Origin of the sequence: Zhenhengia yiwuensis (assembly GCF_014384995.1) — a bacterium.
Classification (GTDB): Bacteria; Bacillota; Clostridia; order Lachnospirales; family Cellulosilyticaceae; genus Zhenhengia; species Zhenhengia yiwuensis.
In genome coordinates, this window is record NZ_JACRSY010000014.1 from 17,572 (window position 1) to 34,849 (window position 17,278).

Genomic DNA, 17,278 nt, shown 5'->3' on the forward strand with positions numbered 1-17,278 from the left:
TAAACCCTTTATATCGTGCTTTTTTATTCAAAATAATTACTTTTAACTTGCTCTTATTCTACTACTGGTACAAATGGATTTTTAATTGCTCTACCACCATGTTTTGCAATGAAAGTATAAAGTTGACTATGGATTTCATTTGCTTTACCTATTGCATCTTCTGCTGTAGCAATACCTGTTTCAGTCATATACATAGCTGCCGCTTTTGTATCTTTCTTAGCAAGTTCTACTACTTTTTTATCTACTTCTTCTTGTGCTTTAATAAGCTCTAACTCATATTGTTTCCAATAACTTCTTACACCTTGACCGTAGTTCACACGGTCAAGTTCTGCAAGTGTAGAAAGGCCTCTAAATGTCCAGTAAGCAGATAATGGATTATAGTTTACACCAGGTACTTTATAAGCTTCATGTGTATCTGTAATACCTCCGAATGTTGGTAAGTAAACTGAGTGTTCAGCATTCCCCATTGCCATCCACATAAGTCCACCTACTTCTTTAGGGTATTCTTCTTTCATTTGGATAATATGACATTCTGCCTGATTCTCTGTACCAATTGCACGTTTACCTTTATTTTCAGGAAGGTTTACATCATTTGCTGTACCTTCATAACGGTATCTTTGAAGATCCATTACTTCATCAACAGAGATTTTGTCATCTGCTTTCATAAATAAATCAAATACTGGTGTATCAAGCGCAATGTTTTGTGATGGTGAGAAGAAATGTTGACCTCCCCATGCACGTAGTCTATTGCCTTCTGTCATTGTTTCTCCATATGTGAGCGCTAAATGGAATTTGCCTTCATGATTTTTAAGAAGACCATTTTTAGCTGGCATGTTGATGATATCTTTTGAAGCCATGACATTTTCTTGATCATTTAAATCAATGTACCCAAGCATAAATGCATTTGGAATAACTGCATACATATCATCTGGTACTTTTACAGCTGCCCATTGATGACCACTTAAAATTTCCATGTACCATGCTTCGTTTTGGTCTGCAAATAAAATGATATTACCTTCTGCTGAACCATGTTTTTCTACGATTTCACCAAGTACTTGCACGCCTTCTTTAGCTGTTTTAATACGTGGTAATACAACTGATGGAATAGCCGCTTCACGAAGTCCACTTTCTACAAGTGGGTCAACTTTTTGAATTGCTTCATTTAAGTAAGCTGAAACAGTTGCTGTCATAGCTACACCTTGTTCATTAATTCCTGCTGCTGCATAAATACCATCTTCATGCTCTGCTACGTCTGGCAACATTGTATATTTATAAGCCTTTGTAGGTTGTTCAATCTTAAAGCCATTAAGGTCTTCAAACATTTCCCCTTTTTTGTATGTTGCAGCTGGCACAACTACAAAGTTTTTATTATAAGCAGCCCCAATATCTTCTGTTCTACCAATGATAATACTACCATCTTCTGTAGCATCTTTCCCTACTACTACACCTGTACATGCAAAGACATTTACACTTGTTGATAAGCTTAAAAGCATAACCATAAGCCCTTTAAGTAAATTATTTTTCTTACTCATCTCTATCCCTCCATAATCCCTATATATGAATTTTTATTAATTAATAAGTTACTTTATACATAGTATCACAGATAAGATTAGACCGCAAGATATTTTTTAATTTTTATTCATAAAATTGTATACTTAGTATTATTTTAATAAATACTAATCCATGGCTTAGTGGTAGTATACTCCACTTTCTTACCTATATATTCACTTAATCCAAGTAGTGGTATAAACACTTTTCCTTCTATTATACGTGTGGCCGCTTCAAGGCAAATGAACTTATCTCCCTCATATATATATCTACTTCCCGGCAAAACAGTTAATTCTCGCCCATCTTTTATAAGAAGCATTTGCATAGTATGTGCATCCCACTTTACTTCCATTCCTAGTGCCTGCCCCAACTTCCTTGCCTCTACTAATGTTATTCCGCCTTCTTCCAAAGATAAATACTGGTCTATATACCCATCTATCTTAATTGCCTTTGATATTAACGGTGTATGTTTATACATACTTTTCGTATCTGCTAAGCTTGTCATAAGCTTATTATAATCTTGCGTACTTAAATAGGAGTCCTGCCCACTTCTATAATTACTTAATGCTTCTTCAGCAGGCAACACTCTAAAATGAGGCCTACCATCTATGCGTGATAAATCTGTCCATATAGGTACATACTCTGCATAATCAATAAAGGTTTCTCCTGTCTCAAAGTTCTTTGTAAGCGTTAAATTTAATAAAATACTACTGTCACGGTAACGGGTTCTTTGAGCAGAAACGAAATTACCTAAAGAATAAATTACAAACTTTCCATTTTGAAGTTCCATAGGTTGCAAAACATGAGGATGGCTACCTAGTACAATATCTACCCCATTATCAAAAAGGAATTTCACCCATTCTTCCTGCGCTTTATTCTGCTGTCTTTCATATTCATTTCCAAAGTGGAGACTCACACAAATAATATCTACTCCTTGCTGCTTAGCTAAGTCAATATCCCTTAGCATCTTCTCCTTATTTAAATAGTTTACACAGTATTCTTTATCTTTATCTGGTCTAATCCCATTAGTCCCATACGTGTAAGCCATAAAAGCTATTTTGATTCCTTTCACCTCTTGAATGAGTACCTTATCCTGCTCTTCCTTAGTTCTAGCCGTACCTGTATGAGCCAGCCCCACTTCATCTAAAACTTTAAGAGTGTGGGCTACCCCCTGATAATGCCTATCTAAACTATGATTGTTAGCTGTAGTTAGCACATCAAAGCCTGTATTTTTAAGAGCTATTGCAAGCTGTTCGGGGGCATTAAAAGCTGGATAACCTGTATACCCTCTTTCTTTCCCTGCTAAAGGTGTCTCTAAATTTCCTATAGCTAAATCTGCATTTTCTATGTATGGCTTAATATGTTTAAACATGTAGTCAAAGTTATATGTATTTGTTCCTGGCACTTTCCCCCCTTCAATTTCCTCCTTATGCATCATAATGTCACCTACCGCTACAAGTTTAATAGTTTGAATAGGTGCCCCATTTTCTGCTGCTCTTATTCCCCACGTCTGTACTAACATTAAGATACCTGCACATAGACCTAATAAATTTCTTACCATTTGTTTCATCACTGAATCTCCCCTCTAAGTTCATCCCTATTTTAGCCTATTCTTATTAACTCCAAACTAGTACCTCTTCGTTCCTTTCAATCCTTAAGATCGTCTATTCATTTTCTAACCTATGTTGTATAAACTGTATACATAGCAGACCTCTACTCTGCAAAAGTGAACCTTTCTTAGAACACAAAAAAGCGAGGCCTCCCTTAACGGATTACGCCTCACTTCCTATATCTTTTATTCAGCTCTTAAATCATAGCCACCTTTGGCCCCATCCATCTTAAGTCCTACTGTATATTTACCTTCTGAATAAACAGGTATCTTTTGCTCCAATTCTTGACTTCCTGTATAAACCTCATTATAAACCACTTCTCCATGCGGGTCCTTAACCGTTAAGGTAATGACTCCTTCTTCCACTTTAATATCTCCCCGTAATACTAAAGTGTCTCCTACCTGTTTCTTCACCTTAATACTGTCTCTGCCCGTTTGATAGTAGAAACTTGCCTTTAGGTGATTACCCATACTTGTTTCAACAGACATAATAGATACGGAGGAGTTAAACATTTCCCCACCTGTAGCACCCATAACAAACATCAAACCAAAGATTGCGATAAACGCTGCAATACAAATTCCTCCAATAATAGCAAGTGGTTTTACCAGATTAGTTTTCTTAGTCACCTTAGTTGCTGTCTGGTGCACAATATTCTCTTCTACCTTAGCACCGCAGTACGGACAATAGGCCATTTGACTACCTACAGCATGTTTGCATATCTCACAAGTGTTTTCAAAGATAGCCTGACAGTTTGGACACACATTATAATCAAATTTTACTTCTGCATTGCAGTTAGAACAAGTATACTTCTTTTCCTGATTACTCCTTACGACAAGATAAATAATGACCCCTATTAAATTAGGTGTAAAAACCGCTACCACCATCCATAACCAAGGATTAAGGTCATGTGCCTTTGCATCTTTATAAACAACTACCCCTATTACAAGCATTAATAAAATAGGTACTGCTAATATAGCTAACATGAAAGCTGAAAACCCTATCATTCCTAATTCCATCTTTACTCCTCCTTTAACGTCTCTCTAATTCTTTATCTTTATAATAAATCTTACCTAGTAGGTAGGCTGCTATAGGAAGCTGCATACTAAAAACGCCTATGCCTACAATGATAGATATTTGCTGCATACTCGTGGAGAGGCATACCATAAAGATTGTTTCCCCTACAACTAAAAGGATATTGAGAAGGATTACAATGACAAAAGGTGCCCACTCTCTCTTCTTCTCACATCTTAAAGCTTGCCTACTTGCTTTCTCCCTCGCCTCATAAATAAGCCTATTACTTGGTGAAACGGTCACATCCGAAAGTTCTTGTAGCAATCTATCTAATTGTTTATCATCCATTGCAATTCCTCCTTTCCTAATAATTTCTTAAGCTTCTGTCTTCCATCATAAATCCGGGACTTAACTAACCTTTCAGGGATTCCTAGTATTTCTCCTGCTTCCTTATAGGAAAGCTTCTCATTAAATACGAGTAGAAGAGGCAGCTTATACTTATCTGGAAGTGCCTTAATCCCTTCTAGTATCATCCCTAATTCTTCCTTATAAATAAAAGTATTTTCTATACTTTCTTCTTTATCACCAAGCTGTTCTAACTGTGATTCTTCATAGCATCTTCTCTTAAGTTCTAGTCTAAAGCGCCTTAACTTATCTCTATAGGTATTGACTGCAATCTGGGTAAGCCATGGATAAAATGCCCGAGATGCATCATAAGTATGAAGTTTTTCTAATACTTTGACCCAAGTGTCTTGAAATAAATCATCAGCTCTTTCTTTGTCCTTCTCGAGATAAAGACATAGTCTATAAAGCTGATCTTTATGCTCATAAATCATCTGTTCAATCTCCACGGCTATCCCCCTTTCATTTGCTTTACACTACTATATACGATACGACATTTAAGAAGTTGGAAATTTATTTTAAAAATTTATCTCTTTATTTTAAAAGAAAGATAACGCCTTCTATTAAAGATCTCATCATCCGGTTCTGGCAAACTTTCTATGACTTGACGAATTGTGGTAGCTTCTTCTTCCTCTAGTAACACTTTCTCAGGAGTAGCATTATCGCTTATTACATCTTCTTCTAATGGTATGGTTGATAGTAATCCTCTTTTTTTGAGTAAATTTAAAGTATGATTTCTTGCACTTGCTCCTATGTATGCTTTTTCCTTCCCCTCCTGTATATTCAGCTCATTTTTTCTCTCCCATAGCTTTGCAAAAACATCCGAAGCTAATTCTTCTATATCTTCTCGGTTTAACCGCTCTTTGGCAACTTTTGAAATCACTGCAACCACATAAGCTGTGTAACGATCTATTATTTTTTCAAATTCTCTTTCAGTCACCCTTTCCCCTCCTTTTTACTTCTACTCTTATAGACAATTATAACCTAGGAAACCTTTCATATTTTTAAATAAAATAAAAAAGCTCGTGCATCTCTTCCAAGATACACTAGCTTTCTCCTTTACTTACCTGTATAAAGTTCAAATCGATATTTTTGCCCTGTTACATTATCCGTTCTACCTTCTTCCACTTCCTCAAGAAACATCTGAAGTGGCCTTACACACATAGTGTAAGGAGGATAAAGTGCTTGGTAAGATACCATCATTTCATTGGTTTCTGTATGAAGTACAAGATCATGTACATAATAAAGATTTCCTTTAAAGTGTCTATACGGTCTTCTTACTTCGATTTGTCTTTCCATTGCTATACCTCACTTCTATAATCTACCTTTATTATAGCCTATTTAAGCAGTAATATTTAATAGCATCATCCATAAATTGTGCAAGGCCTTCCCCATACTGGTTAATGTTATTTGTGAACCTTTCATCCATTACATACATATCGCCAAGTCCACTTAAAATCTCTGGTGTACATTCATAAAAATATTTTGTAATATGTGCACGCCATGCTTCAATAAGATCTTGTACTTCTTTGCAGCTTACATCTTCTCCTATGTGACAAGCAAGGGCCTTAAAGATATCATTCATACTTTCCATGATGTTTTGCCAGTCCTCCTTCTTATACCTACTTGTGCGATGTGCACTTTCTTTATAAGCATCAGTTTGCCCCCATCTTTCTTCTACTTCTTCTTTAAATTCCTCTTGTGCACGTTCAATTTCCTTCATATCAAAAGCTTTAAAATTCATATACTCATCACCTTCTAACTTTTCATCAATAAGGGCCATAATAGCATGAAGACGCTCACTCTTAAGTCTTAGAATCTCACGTTGTTTACGAAGTGCTTTCTGCATATCATAATGAGGATCTTCAAGTATGACTTTAATCTGTTTAAGTTCAAATCCCATCTCTTTTAAAAACAAGATTTGCTCTAGTTTAAGGAGATTCCCCTTGTCATACAGTCTGTAACCTGACTCTGTAAGCTCTGCCGGTAATAGTAACCCAATCTCATCATAATAATGCAAAGTACGTACACTAATGCCTGTAAGCTTACTAACTTCATTAACCGTTTTTAAGTCTTCTTTTAACACACTAAGCGCCTCCTTTCCTCTTGTAAGTTAAATAATAGGATATGACGTAACGTAAGAGTCAATAGACTTTATCCATTATTTTAATGGTATTGTAAAGGTTTCCCTAAGCTTTGTGAAGTCATTACTAAGGTAAAATTTATGCTATCACATTATCACTTTTATTTTTTGTATACAATAAAACTTACAAAAAAATACTGCTACGTCTAACATAGCAGTATTTTTATATCCGTTCATTCAGTTAAGTCTTGCTTTTATTTTCACTTTTTCTTAAGTTCATTTTTCCCGCGTATGTTACTTTATCTTCTCTAGCCATTACCCCGGCTACATTAATTTACCTTCTCTAGTCTCTACCCCAGACTATATGTATTTTTATATACTCTCTCTAGAATTTTCTCTTCCTAACCAATAGTTCCTAAGCTACTGATTAGTCTTCGTAATCTTGATAGCGCTCTTTAAGTTCAAAGAGTCTTCTCTTTAACTCTTTCACTACATCTTGATAACGGACATCATCATATACATTATCAAGTTCTTCTGAGTCTGTTCGAAGATCAAAGAGTTCCCATTGTGGCCACTCTTTATCCTCTACTTCTTTAAGACAGTTACCACTAAAGTCTCTCGCTTCTTTCAGGTAACAAATTAATTTGTAATCTAATGTACGAATACCATAGTGTGGTGATACCCCATGTTCACCTTCATATACCCAGTATCTATAGTAAAGTGCATCTAACCAATCTTTAGGCTTATTGCCTTCTAAAATTGGTTTAAAGCTACGTCCTTGCATATCTTCTGGAATTTCTAAACCTGCATAGTCTAGGAATGTCTCTGCAAAGTCTAGGTTAGCTACAAGGTCAGTAATAACACTACCCTCTTTAATCACGCCTGGATAGCTCATTAAGAATGGCATTCTAAGTGATTCTTCTAGCATATAGCGCTTATCGAACCAACCATGATCCCCTAAGAAGAAGCCTTGATCTGATGTATAAACTACAATCGTATCTTCTTTTAGGCCTTCTTCTTCAAGGAAATCAAGAAGTCTACCAATATTGTCATCTACAGATGCAACACATCTTAGATAGTCCTTCATATAACGTTGATATTTCCAGTATTTAAGCTCAGCATCTGTAAGCCCTTCTGGAAAAGGTTGCTTAAGATCAAACTCTGTAAGCTCTTCAATGCCCATTAGATTGTATTTAACAGCATCACTACGTCCTTCATGTGAGTCATTGAAAGTGTCTGGTAACGGAATATCTATATCTTCATACATATCCTTATGCTTTTCATCTGGTACCCAGTGACGGTGAGGTGCTTTATGGTGACACATCATAAAGAAAGGCTTATCTTTGTTACGGTTTTTAATCCAGTCTATTGTAAGGTCTGTTACGATATCTGTAGCATAACCTGTATATTGTTTTAATTCACCCATGTCGTACATTTGAGGATTAATATACTGCCCTTGTCCAGGGAATATATTCCAGTAGTCAAACCCTGTTGGGTCATAGTTGCCTCCATGGCCTAGATGCCATTTCCCAATAATACTTGTTTGGTATCCACCAGCTTGTAAAAGTTTAGGTAATGTTTGCTGGCGGCCATCGAAACCATCTTCCAATGTTTTTACCCCATTTAGATGGCTATTCTTACCTGTTAAAATAACACCACGGCTTGGTGCACAGATTGAATTAGTACAGAAGCAGTTGTCAAATCGAGCTCCCATATTAGCTAGGCGATCCATCTGAGGCGTTTCATTCACTTTGCTACCATAACAACTCATAGCATGAGCTGCATGGTCATCCGTCATAATAAAAAGAATATTAGGCTGTTTTCGTTTCATTACCCTTGCTCCTTTATTCTAGAATTTAAGTTTACTATATCAGAGGCTTACACATATTTCTTTCTATTTTATACTGTGTTACAATATTATAAATTATCTACATTTATCAGGAGTTTTTCTTATGACTACTTTCCCCACCAGTAAACGAACTATTATTGATTATACATCTATAGATCCTTTTTTTAATTTTAAATTAGGTAAGGTCTGCCATCTTACAGCCCGTCCCCCTTTAGAAGAACATATACACCCTGAGGCTATCGAACTAAGTTACTTTACTAAAGGTGAGCAGGTGTACACCATAGAAGATATAAGTTATACCATTAATAGTGGTGAAATGTTTATTACTCTTCCTAATGAATATCATAGCTCTGGGAGTCATCCTAAAGATAAATCACATTTTTATTATTTAATTATTAGCACACAGCTGCTCCAAAACCTTTTATTTAGCAAAGAAGAAAGTCAGCAACTTTTAAAGAGCCTACTAACTATTTCCAAAAGAGTTTTTAAGGTAAGCCCTAGACTTACTGAACTTTTCGAATCACTTTTAGAATGTGGACAAGATCCTAAACCTTTTCATAAAACACGTATTCGCAACCTCCTTTCTGAGTTACTTATGACGGTGATTGAGGATGAAAAAAGCCAGCTTCCTCCTACTGAGAATCCTATGGAAGAGGTTCTGACCTATATCAAGACTCATATTTACGATGAACTGCCTCTAACGCACCTAGCTCATATGGCTCACCTTTCTGAAGGTCGCTTTAAAACAAATTTTAGACTCTACACAGGCCTTCCCCCTCGCGAGTATATTTTGAGACAAAAAATAAAATGTGCCAAACGACTTCTTAAAGAAGAGAGTCTTAGTATCACTCAAATTAGCTATCAGTTAGGTTTTTCCTCTAGTCAGTACTTTTCTACTGTCTTTAAAAGGTTTACAACCCTATCTCCTATTGACTACCGTAATCAACATCTTCATAACCTATAAGCTGCTAAAGTCTAATATAAAAGGCTGTGAAATAATGGACTCTTCATTATTTCACAGCCTCTTATATTTTAAAAAATACTTCATCATCTGATCCGGACGTCTCATCCTAGCAATAGTTACCGGAATCCTAGTCTCAGCTAATGGTATAAGTTTTAGATACCTATTTACCGCCCTAGTTGCTATGTGCTTTGGCAAGTTGTAATTCTATATGTGTTTTCACTTCTTTTAAGGCCTTATAGCCTCTATCGATTTTCTTTATACACTTCATTTCGCATACTGACTGATCTAGATAAGTAAGGCTAAAGACTTCCCCCTCACTTCTTTGTGCTAATTCTTCCATAAGTTTTGGATAGTCTTTCATATACCTTCTTCTATTTTCTTCGTTAATCTCTATAGTAGTGCCTTCTTCTATACATTCCACCACATAAATAGGCACTTGCTTATAAAACTGGTCTTTATGTGCTTCATAATACTGCCAAATAGCTTCTTCTGATAAAACACCATTTCTAATAATTGTCTTATAATGCTTTAACTGTTTCTGGTAATCTGTGTAGGCTTTAGCAGTTTCAGGCGTATAGGTAGAAAGGCCATATTCAATAGCTCCCAATGTAGGTCTATCTTTTATAAGCTGACCATAAAAATCTTCCTCTATGAATCTACTTGTAGCTGGTAGCATATGCTGCTCGATTACCTTTCCTTTATAAAGAGCAGATGAATGAGTTTGTAAACTATATCCTTGTAAGGTATCAAGTGCAGGTCCTTCTGCTAGATTACCTGTCTGGCCTACCCCTGCTGATATAAATAATGGATCCTCTACTATTGAATGAGCATCTTCTGGTATATTGCTAAAGCCATAATACAAGTTGGTATCATAGGTTACATCTTCTTCATGCCAATCTAATAACTGCGCTTTTCCTTCTTTATAGAAAATATTATTCCAACATACCATAGGTCCATGGTCATTGGAGAAAATCTTTGTATCTAAGTGTTCTCCTATGTAAAATGTATTGTTATAAATATAGGCAGGTTCTTTATTGGAAGTCATAAATAAACAACGTCTATCATTTTGGCTAATATTATACCTCACCACTGAATCAATGGTATTGTCTTGGCATACAAGCATAAAGCCGCCTTCATTGTCATGGCTATAATTGTACTGATAAGTGGTTCCCCATGAGAAGTCACAGTCATAAGCCTGGCCATCTCCATTAAGATAGGTGCCAAAAGCTTCATTATACTGGAATAAAGCTCTATAGCACTGCCATGGCCATATAGCTGCATTATACATAAGATTAGGATCTGACTGTGTTCCAATACTTGCTTCTTGAGATACATTGTGCTCAATAAGTGGTTCATAACAATATTGAGGAACAATAGCATCCCCACCTGAACGCTCTACATAGTTATTTCTAATGAGTACTTCTTCATGCATATATTGCTTCAATTCTTCTGGTGTGTGATGACTTAAATTACTACTTAGTCCTAGGCACCTTGTAGAGCCTACAGATATTCCTGTTCTGGCTACATCTTTAACATAGCAATTTTGAACGCGTACGTCTTTAAACTTAATAGGCCTATCCTGATCTGTAGCAAAAATATTATAGTAGATACCTCCGTTATGTCCATCTTTAGTCGTTGCATCACCATTTACATCATGTACATAGAGATGATTAAGATAAAGGTGCTCCAAAGCATTTCCGTCTGCTTGATCAAAATCATCATCTCCGCTTACCATAACGCCAGTTCGCCCCGCTAAAGGCTCTTCTCCCTTGTTAGTGATTTCTAAATGATTCACTTCCCAAAAGCTTACATTATGAAGCCATAGAGTATAAAGGACCTTACCCGCTCCTTTTATCAGTGGTCTTACCTGCGGCACACCTACCTGTAATTTACCCCCTTCATAAGTATAGTTATCTATTACAATAGGTGCCCCTACTTGTCCACTACCTCGCACCTTCAGTCCACCGCACCATGTGCCATGTGCTTCAAATAAAATTTTATCTCCCGGCTTAAAGGATTGTGCATTGATAGGTTCTAATGTCTGCCACGGCCTATCTACACTTGTACCCTGATTGTTGTCACTTCCCTTGTGACTATCTACATAGTAAATTGTACCCTGTACCTTCTTCTCCATTTTTCCCTCTCCCTAAATCTATTCTTTAATTTGCAATTCTTCTTTCCATAATCACTACATCATGCCATTTGCCGTTATCCATCTGTCCGAATCTTTCTCTGTAACCTACTTCTCTAAAGCCGCATTTCTTATGTAAGGCTATACTTGCTTCATTTTCTCTAATAATCAGAGATTCAAGTGTCCAAAATCCTTCTTTCTCGGATTCCATAATAAGTTTTTCAAGTAAAGCAGAAGCTATGCCCTTACCTTTGTAGTCCTTATGAATATAAATACTAAGTTCTACTACTCCTCTATAGACATAGCGCTCAAAGGATTGGCTTATAGCTACAAATCCCACTACTTTATCTTCTTCCTTGGCTACAAATCTGCAGCTTTGAATATGTCCTTCATCCCACACTTTATAAGTAGGGACTTCTGTTTGGAAAGTAGAGATTTTTGTATCAATACCTTGCTTATAAATATCTGCCACACCTAACCAATCTGTCTCTTTCATTTCTGTTATATGATACGTCACGAACATGTACTCCTTTTATTTGTATGCTAAAATATTTTTAATATTTGATTCATTATAGAGTTTTATAGGCACCTAGTCAATATGCTATAATAGAGTTATCTAAACTAATTAAGATAGGAGCTACTCATATGAAAAAAGCTTTTCTTATTGCCTCTATCAGCCTCTTTTCTCTCTTTACTTTAGTTGGCTGTGGCAAATCCCTTTCTGACCGTGGAATCTCTAGACTTTATAATACTGACAATGGTCCTCGCTACGTTGTTGTTATTGAAGTAAAACAGTCTCACTTAAGCCTTGATATTAATGACCATATTAAAGATTCTATGAATAAAGTGGAGATTGCTATCCCTGTTGATAAACAATTCTACGATGATGTAGAAAAAGGGGATAAATTAAATGATGATTTTAGACTTGGTTCTCTTATGACTTCTGGAAGCGTTGGAACTTGGGACATTAAAATTAAGGATAAAATGATTCTCGAATAATTAGGACTAGTTTTTCAACATTTTTTTCGCTATACTGGACATATTCAATCGAATAACATCATATATTTAAGCAAAGACATTTTAGGCGCTACTTTAGCTTAATAAGGAAACGTGTGATACACTGCAGCCCCCGCTACTGTAGACGAGGACTTCTTATTCGTAAGGCTTGCCTTAACCACTGTACTTTTTGTATGGGAAGGTGAATAAGAGGGATGATACGTCAGCCAGGAGACCTACCTAAAATGAGAATTACCCTTTCGGTGGGAAAGGAGGTAATATGTATTTTGTGCTTTTTTTGTTATGCACAAATATACATAAGCTCTCCTTCGGGGGAGCTTTTTTTATTGCCTTCCTTCTTGCGATTTAAAACTCAACAAAGAAGGAGACTGATTATGTCAAAAAAAGCTTTACTTGTTGTGAGCTTCGGCACGAGCTATGAAGACACACGAAAAAAAACAATCGAACCTTGCGAAAATCTACTCCATAAAACCTTTAAAGATTATGATTTCTTTAGGGCCTACACCTCACAAATGATTATTCGCAAGCTTGCTTCTAGGGACGGTTTATATATTGATAATGCTTCCCAGGCCCTACAGAAAATCTATGAAGCTGGTTATGATGAGGTGCTGATTCAATCTCTACATATTATTTGTGGAGAAGAGTATGACAAACTTAAAAGGCAGATTGAACCTTTTAAGGCGAAGTTTAAAAAACTCCATTTTGGTAGACCTCTTTTAACGACTATTGATGATTACAAAGCCGCTGTTTCTGCTACTTTAAACAGCTTGCCTAAACTTAAAGAACATGAAGGTGTAGTCTTTATGGGGCATGGTACTTACCATGAGTCCTTTTCCGCCTACTGCGCTCTGGAATATATGTTCCATCATTTAGGCGCGCCTATTTATGTAGGCACTGTGGAAGGCTATCCTACACTTGATGAAGTACTTTATAAACTTCAAAAAGACAGTATAACTCAGGTTTACCTCGCACCTTTTATGCTTGTGGCAGGTGACCATGCCATCAACGATATGGCTGGAGACGAAGAAGATTCTTGGAAGGTTATCCTATCAAACCATGGAATTCAGTCTAAAATCTTGTTACAAGGACTTGGTGAAAATAAAGAAATTCAAAAACTCTTTGTAAATCATGCCTTAGACTGCATTAATTCATTTTAAAATGTATCATAAAAGGGAGATGTAATCATGAAAAGAAAGTTACCGATTTTTGGAGTATTTTGCTTTGTAGCAGGATTAGTCACCATGAATACACAGGCTATGCATATTATGGAAGGTTTCCTTCCTGTAGGCTGGAGTATTGGCTGGGGGATTTTATGCCTACCATTTTTCATAGCAGGTATTATTTCTATGAAAAAAACACTTCAAGAAGACTCTAAAACTAAACTCGTGCTTGCTATGGCTGGTGCCTTTGCCTTTGTACTGTCAGCACTAAAAGTTCCTTCTGTAACAGGAAGCTGTTCCCACGCTACAGGTGTAGGCCTCGGTGCTATTCTGTTTGGGCCTACTGTAATGGTAGTTATTGGTGGTATTGTCTTATTGTTTCAAGCGCTACTTTTGGCCCATGGTGGTATTACTACATTAGGTGCTAATGTATTTTCTATGGCAATCGTAGGCCCTTTTGCAGCTTATTTTATCTATAAATTACTTCGTAAAACTAAAATGCCTGAGTGGTTTGCTATCTTTTTAGCTGCTATGTTAGGAGATCTTCTTACATATGTTATGACATCTATTCAGCTCGCCCTCGCCTTTCCAGCCCAAACTGGTGGCTTTATGGAATCACTTCTGAAGTTCCTCGGAATTTTTGCTATGACTCAAATACCACTAGCTATCAGCGAAGGCCTTTTAACTGTTGTTGTAATTAACGCTCTTAAAAAATATAGCCAAGAAGGTCTTATCAGTTTAGGCAGACTTTCAAAGGAGGATTAATGATGTCTGAGAAAAAAATGAATGTCTTACTTATTGTACTTGTTGTAATTATTAGCTTTGCTCCTTTATTTCTTGTAAAAAATGCGGAGTTTGGTGGAGCCGATGGTGAGGCTGAAACAGCTATCACGCAAATCGCTACAGACTATGAACCTTGGTTCGAACCGCTTATCGAACCTGCTAGTGGTGAAATTGAAAGCTTACTCTTTGCCCTTCAGGCAGCCTTTGGCGCAAGCATCCTAGCTTACGGATTTGGTTATCTTAAAGGTCACAGCAAAGCCAAAGAAGATTAAGCGATGAAAGATATTGATAAATATGCCTATATGTCCGCCTTAAGACCTCTTGATCCTACTCAGAAAGTTCTTCTCACTTTTCTGCTCCTTATAACCTGCCTTTGTTCAAGCTCTATTGTAATGTTTTGCTTTGTCATCGGCTTAATGGGTTGGATTACTATTTATAAAGGGCATATCGTCATGAGTTTATACCTTAAACTTATGACGATCCCCCTTACCTTTTTACTACTAAGTATCCTTACTTTATTATTTGAGTTTTCCAGTGATGCCTCTGTTTACTTAGTATCACTTCCTATAGGTAACTTTTATGTGGGCATTACAAGTTCTAGCTTACAAACAGTATGCATACTGTTCTTTAAGGTATTTGCAAGCGTAAGCTGCTTATATTTTTTATGCTTATCTACCCCTATGACAGATATTCTACGGGTATTTGAAAAATTTAAATGTCCAACCTTTCTTATAGAAATGATGAGCCTAATTTATCGCTTTATCTTTGTTCTTATTGATACAGCTTTTACAATGCACACTGCGCAAGCTTCAAGACTTGGTTATAAAAGCTTTCGATTGGGTATTAAGTCACTTGGCATGCTTCTAAGCACTATTCTTATCCGCACGCTTAAGATAAATAATAATCTCTATACTGCGCTTGAATGCCGAGGGTATGCAGGCTCTTTAAAAGTCCTTAATGAAGATGCTTATAAAAGGATTAACTATTTTTATTTTGTTATACTTGAGGCTATCCTCCTAGGACTTATTGCACTTGAAAATTTCTTACTTGGGAGGTAGCACTATGTCAGCAAACATTATTATGGAGACTAAACAACTTTGCTTCAACTATCCTGATGGTACCCCTGTTTTAAAGGACCTATCTATACAAATCCAAAAAGGAAAAACAACTGGTATCCTTGGTGGAAATGGAGCGGGTAAATCTACTTTATTTCTTAATTTAAATGGTATCTTAAGACCTACTTCTGGTCAGGTCTATCATAAAAATCTACCTATCTCCTACTCCTCTAAGTCTCTTAACCAGCTTAGACAGTCTGTAGGTATTGTATTCCAAGATCCTGACACCCAACTTTTCTCAGCCAGTGTGTACCAAGATGTCTCCTTCGGAGTAGTCAATCTAGGTATTCCTGAAAGCGAGGCACATCTTAGAACAGAAAATGCTCTAAAACGCACAGGTACCTATGAGCTCCGTCAAAAACCCACCCATAGCTTAAGCTACGGTCAGAAAAAACGCGTTGCCCTAGCAGGCATTATTGCTATGGAACCTGAAGTCCTCATTTTAGATGAACCTACAGCTGGGCTTGACCCTCAAGGCGTTAGTGAAATCATGCAACTTATTCGCGAGCTTCAACAAGATTTAGGGATTGCAATCCTTATCGCTACCCATGATATGGATCTTGTACCTATGTACTGTGATTATATTTATTTACTTAATCAAGGTGAGATAGTAGGATGTGGCTCTCCTGACGAAATTTTTAACAAGCCTTCTCTACTTCGCCAAATCCATTTAAGGCTACCTCGTATCGGGCACCTTATGGAACTCCTTAAGACTAAGGATGGCTTTCCTATCGAAGGCTTACCCGTCTCCATCTCCCACGCCCGTAAGGAACTTAGTCGTATATTTCACTTAAAATAAAAGCGTACTGCATTTGTATTAGCAGTACGCTTTTATTTTTGCTCTTTTCATTTTATCTAAAAGAATCTTCTATTGCAGCATATAAAGAAAGAGATATACCAAGCCAGTTCATGAACTCGTTTTGGTATATCTCTTTTTTCTTCTTCCTATCTACCTTATCTCTCTTACAAACTTCTCCATTTGTTTCAATTCTTTCGTCTGACGCTCTATCATTTTAGTGGCAATTTCCTGTACAGTAATATTAGAACTATACTGCACAAACTGCTCAGCTAGTTTGTTGGTTGCCTTATGACTTGCTATCATCTGAAGCAGATAAGCTTTATCTACATTTTCTGTGCAATCTGCTTCTTCCATTTCTTTAAGCATTTCACTTATAATACCCTCATATTGAGCTAGATACTGTGCTTCTTTCTCCTTATCCACTAGCTTTTCTTTCTTAAGTTGTTTAATAAGGAGCTCCATCTGATCTTTTCGTTTATAATGTGTACGTTTAATACCTCTAGCAAACTGCCAAATAACAGGATTATCTCCATTAGTTAACTCATTTTCTACCATGGCCAAGGTCCCTTTGTGGTGACTACTTAGCTCATAGAGAAAATCTATGGTGACATCTCCTGTTTTAGGAGCTTTTTTTAGCTCCTTATGCATGGTCTTTAGTATTTTTCCATATGTTTTTGTATAAGCTTCATAATTTTCTTTAGGTCGGTCTTTAGCATAACTTACTGTACTAACGACCATCAAACTAAGTAAGATGATTGCGATTTTTTTCATAGGTATGTTCATTATAGTTTGCTCCTTATAACTAA

The 17,278-nt window shown here is 36.5% G+C and carries 19 protein-coding genes and 1 riboswitch; of the genes, 7 read left to right on the top strand and 12 right to left on the bottom strand.

Going from position 1 to position 17,278, the window contains the following annotated elements; translation table 11 throughout:
• Window positions 1–53: 53 nt before the first annotated feature.
• From H8718_RS09850 to H8718_RS09890, 9 genes are all read right to left on the bottom strand, one after another.
• Entirely contained in the window at window positions 54–1,532 is a 1,479-nt protein-coding gene (locus H8718_RS09850) for a C69 family dipeptidase (RefSeq protein WP_249332747.1), read from the bottom strand.
• Window positions 1,533–1,666: 134 nt separating this feature from the next.
• Window positions 1,667–3,118 (bottom strand): CapA family protein, encoded by a 1,452-nt coding sequence (locus tag H8718_RS09855; protein WP_249332748.1) that lies wholly within the window; start codon window positions 3,116–3,118, stop codon window positions 1,667–1,669.
• Between the two features lie 225 nt (window positions 3,119–3,343).
• Complete coding sequence (locus H8718_RS09860; RefSeq protein WP_177671769.1) at window positions 3,344–4,174, bottom strand: zinc ribbon domain-containing protein; 831 nt, start codon at window positions 4,172–4,174, stop codon at window positions 3,344–3,346.
• A gap of 13 nt (window positions 4,175–4,187) precedes the next feature.
• Window positions 4,188–4,517, bottom strand: a complete 330-nt coding sequence (locus H8718_RS09865; protein ID WP_177671768.1) for a hypothetical protein — start codon at window positions 4,515–4,517, stop codon at window positions 4,188–4,190.
• A complete protein-coding gene (locus tag H8718_RS09870) occupies window positions 4,499–5,020 on the bottom strand; it encodes an RNA polymerase sigma factor (RefSeq protein WP_249332749.1) in 522 nt (173 codons plus the stop codon). Before H8718_RS09870 ends, H8718_RS09865 begins: the two co-directional genes overlap by 19 nt.
• Window positions 5,021–5,097: 77 nt before the next feature.
• Window positions 5,098–5,511 carry an RNA polymerase sigma factor gene (locus H8718_RS09875; RefSeq protein ID WP_249332750.1) on the bottom strand — a complete coding sequence of 138 codons (414 nt, stop codon included), beginning with the start codon at window positions 5,509–5,511 and terminating at the stop codon, window positions 5,098–5,100.
• 119 nt (window positions 5,512–5,630) lie between these two features.
• Window positions 5,631–5,870, bottom strand: coding sequence for a DUF1653 domain-containing protein (locus H8718_RS09880; RefSeq protein ID WP_177671765.1), 240 nt, complete (start codon window positions 5,868–5,870; stop codon window positions 5,631–5,633).
• Window positions 5,871–5,901: 31 nt separating this feature from the next.
• Complete coding sequence (locus tag H8718_RS20820; RefSeq protein WP_249332751.1) at window positions 5,902–6,657, bottom strand: MerR family transcriptional regulator; 756 nt, start codon at window positions 6,655–6,657, stop codon at window positions 5,902–5,904.
• Between the two features lie 424 nt (window positions 6,658–7,081).
• Entirely contained in the window at window positions 7,082–8,485 is a 1,404-nt protein-coding gene (locus tag H8718_RS09890) for a sulfatase family protein (protein ID WP_177671763.1), read from the bottom strand.
• Between the two features lie 121 nt (window positions 8,486–8,606).
• Here H8718_RS09890 and H8718_RS09895 point away from each other — a divergent pair, with 121 nt between their 5' ends.
• Window positions 8,607–9,467, top strand: coding sequence for an AraC family transcriptional regulator (locus tag H8718_RS09895; protein WP_249332752.1), 861 nt, complete (start codon window positions 8,607–8,609; stop codon window positions 9,465–9,467).
• A gap of 172 nt (window positions 9,468–9,639) precedes the next feature.
• Here H8718_RS09895 and H8718_RS09900 read toward each other — a convergent pair whose 3' ends face one another.
• On the bottom strand, window positions 9,640–11,601 hold the full coding sequence (locus H8718_RS09900; RefSeq protein ID WP_249332753.1) for a hypothetical protein: 1,962 nt from the start codon (window positions 11,599–11,601) through the stop codon (window positions 9,640–9,642).
• 25 nt (window positions 11,602–11,626) lie between these two features.
• Window positions 11,627–12,115 (bottom strand): GNAT family N-acetyltransferase, encoded by a 489-nt coding sequence (locus tag H8718_RS09905; RefSeq protein WP_177671758.1) that lies wholly within the window; start codon window positions 12,113–12,115, stop codon window positions 11,627–11,629.
• A 128-nt stretch (window positions 12,116–12,243) separates the two neighbouring features.
• On the opposite strand from H8718_RS09905, the gene H8718_RS09910 reads away from it, so the two are divergent.
• The 6 genes from H8718_RS09910 (at window position 12,244) to H8718_RS09935 (ending at window position 16,472) form a co-directional block, all read left to right on the top strand.
• Window positions 12,244–12,597: a hypothetical protein gene (locus H8718_RS09910; RefSeq protein WP_249332754.1), complete on the top strand. Its 354-nt coding sequence runs from the start codon at window positions 12,244–12,246 to the stop codon at window positions 12,595–12,597.
• 66 nt (window positions 12,598–12,663) lie between these two features.
• A riboswitch (cobalamin riboswitch) is annotated at window positions 12,664–12,852 on the top strand.
• Window positions 12,853–12,989: 137 nt separating this feature from the next.
• Window positions 12,990–13,772, top strand: coding sequence for a sirohydrochlorin cobaltochelatase (locus tag H8718_RS09915; protein WP_249332755.1), 783 nt, complete (start codon window positions 12,990–12,992; stop codon window positions 13,770–13,772).
• A gap of 27 nt (window positions 13,773–13,799) precedes the next feature.
• Window positions 13,800–14,540, top strand: a complete 741-nt coding sequence (locus tag H8718_RS09920) for an energy-coupling factor ABC transporter permease (protein WP_177671755.1) — start codon at window positions 13,800–13,802, stop codon at window positions 14,538–14,540.
• A gap of 2 nt (window positions 14,541–14,542) precedes the next feature.
• Window positions 14,543–14,830 (top strand): energy-coupling factor ABC transporter substrate-binding protein, encoded by a 288-nt coding sequence (locus H8718_RS09925; RefSeq protein ID WP_249332756.1) that lies wholly within the window; start codon window positions 14,543–14,545, stop codon window positions 14,828–14,830.
• Window positions 14,831–14,833: 3 nt separating this feature from the next.
• Entirely contained in the window at window positions 14,834–15,616 is a 783-nt protein-coding gene (gene cbiQ / locus H8718_RS09930; RefSeq protein ID WP_249332757.1) for a cobalt ECF transporter T component CbiQ, read from the top strand.
• 4 nt (window positions 15,617–15,620) lie between these two features.
• Entirely contained in the window at window positions 15,621–16,472 is an 852-nt protein-coding gene (locus H8718_RS09935) for an ATP-binding cassette domain-containing protein (protein ID WP_249332758.1), read from the top strand.
• A 150-nt stretch (window positions 16,473–16,622) separates the two neighbouring features.
• Here the strand turns inward: H8718_RS09935 and H8718_RS09940 are convergent, their stop codons facing one another.
• Window positions 16,623–17,255 (bottom strand): DUF305 domain-containing protein, encoded by a 633-nt coding sequence (locus H8718_RS09940; RefSeq protein WP_249332759.1) that lies wholly within the window; start codon window positions 17,253–17,255, stop codon window positions 16,623–16,625.
• Window positions 17,256–17,278: the final 23 nt, after the last annotated feature.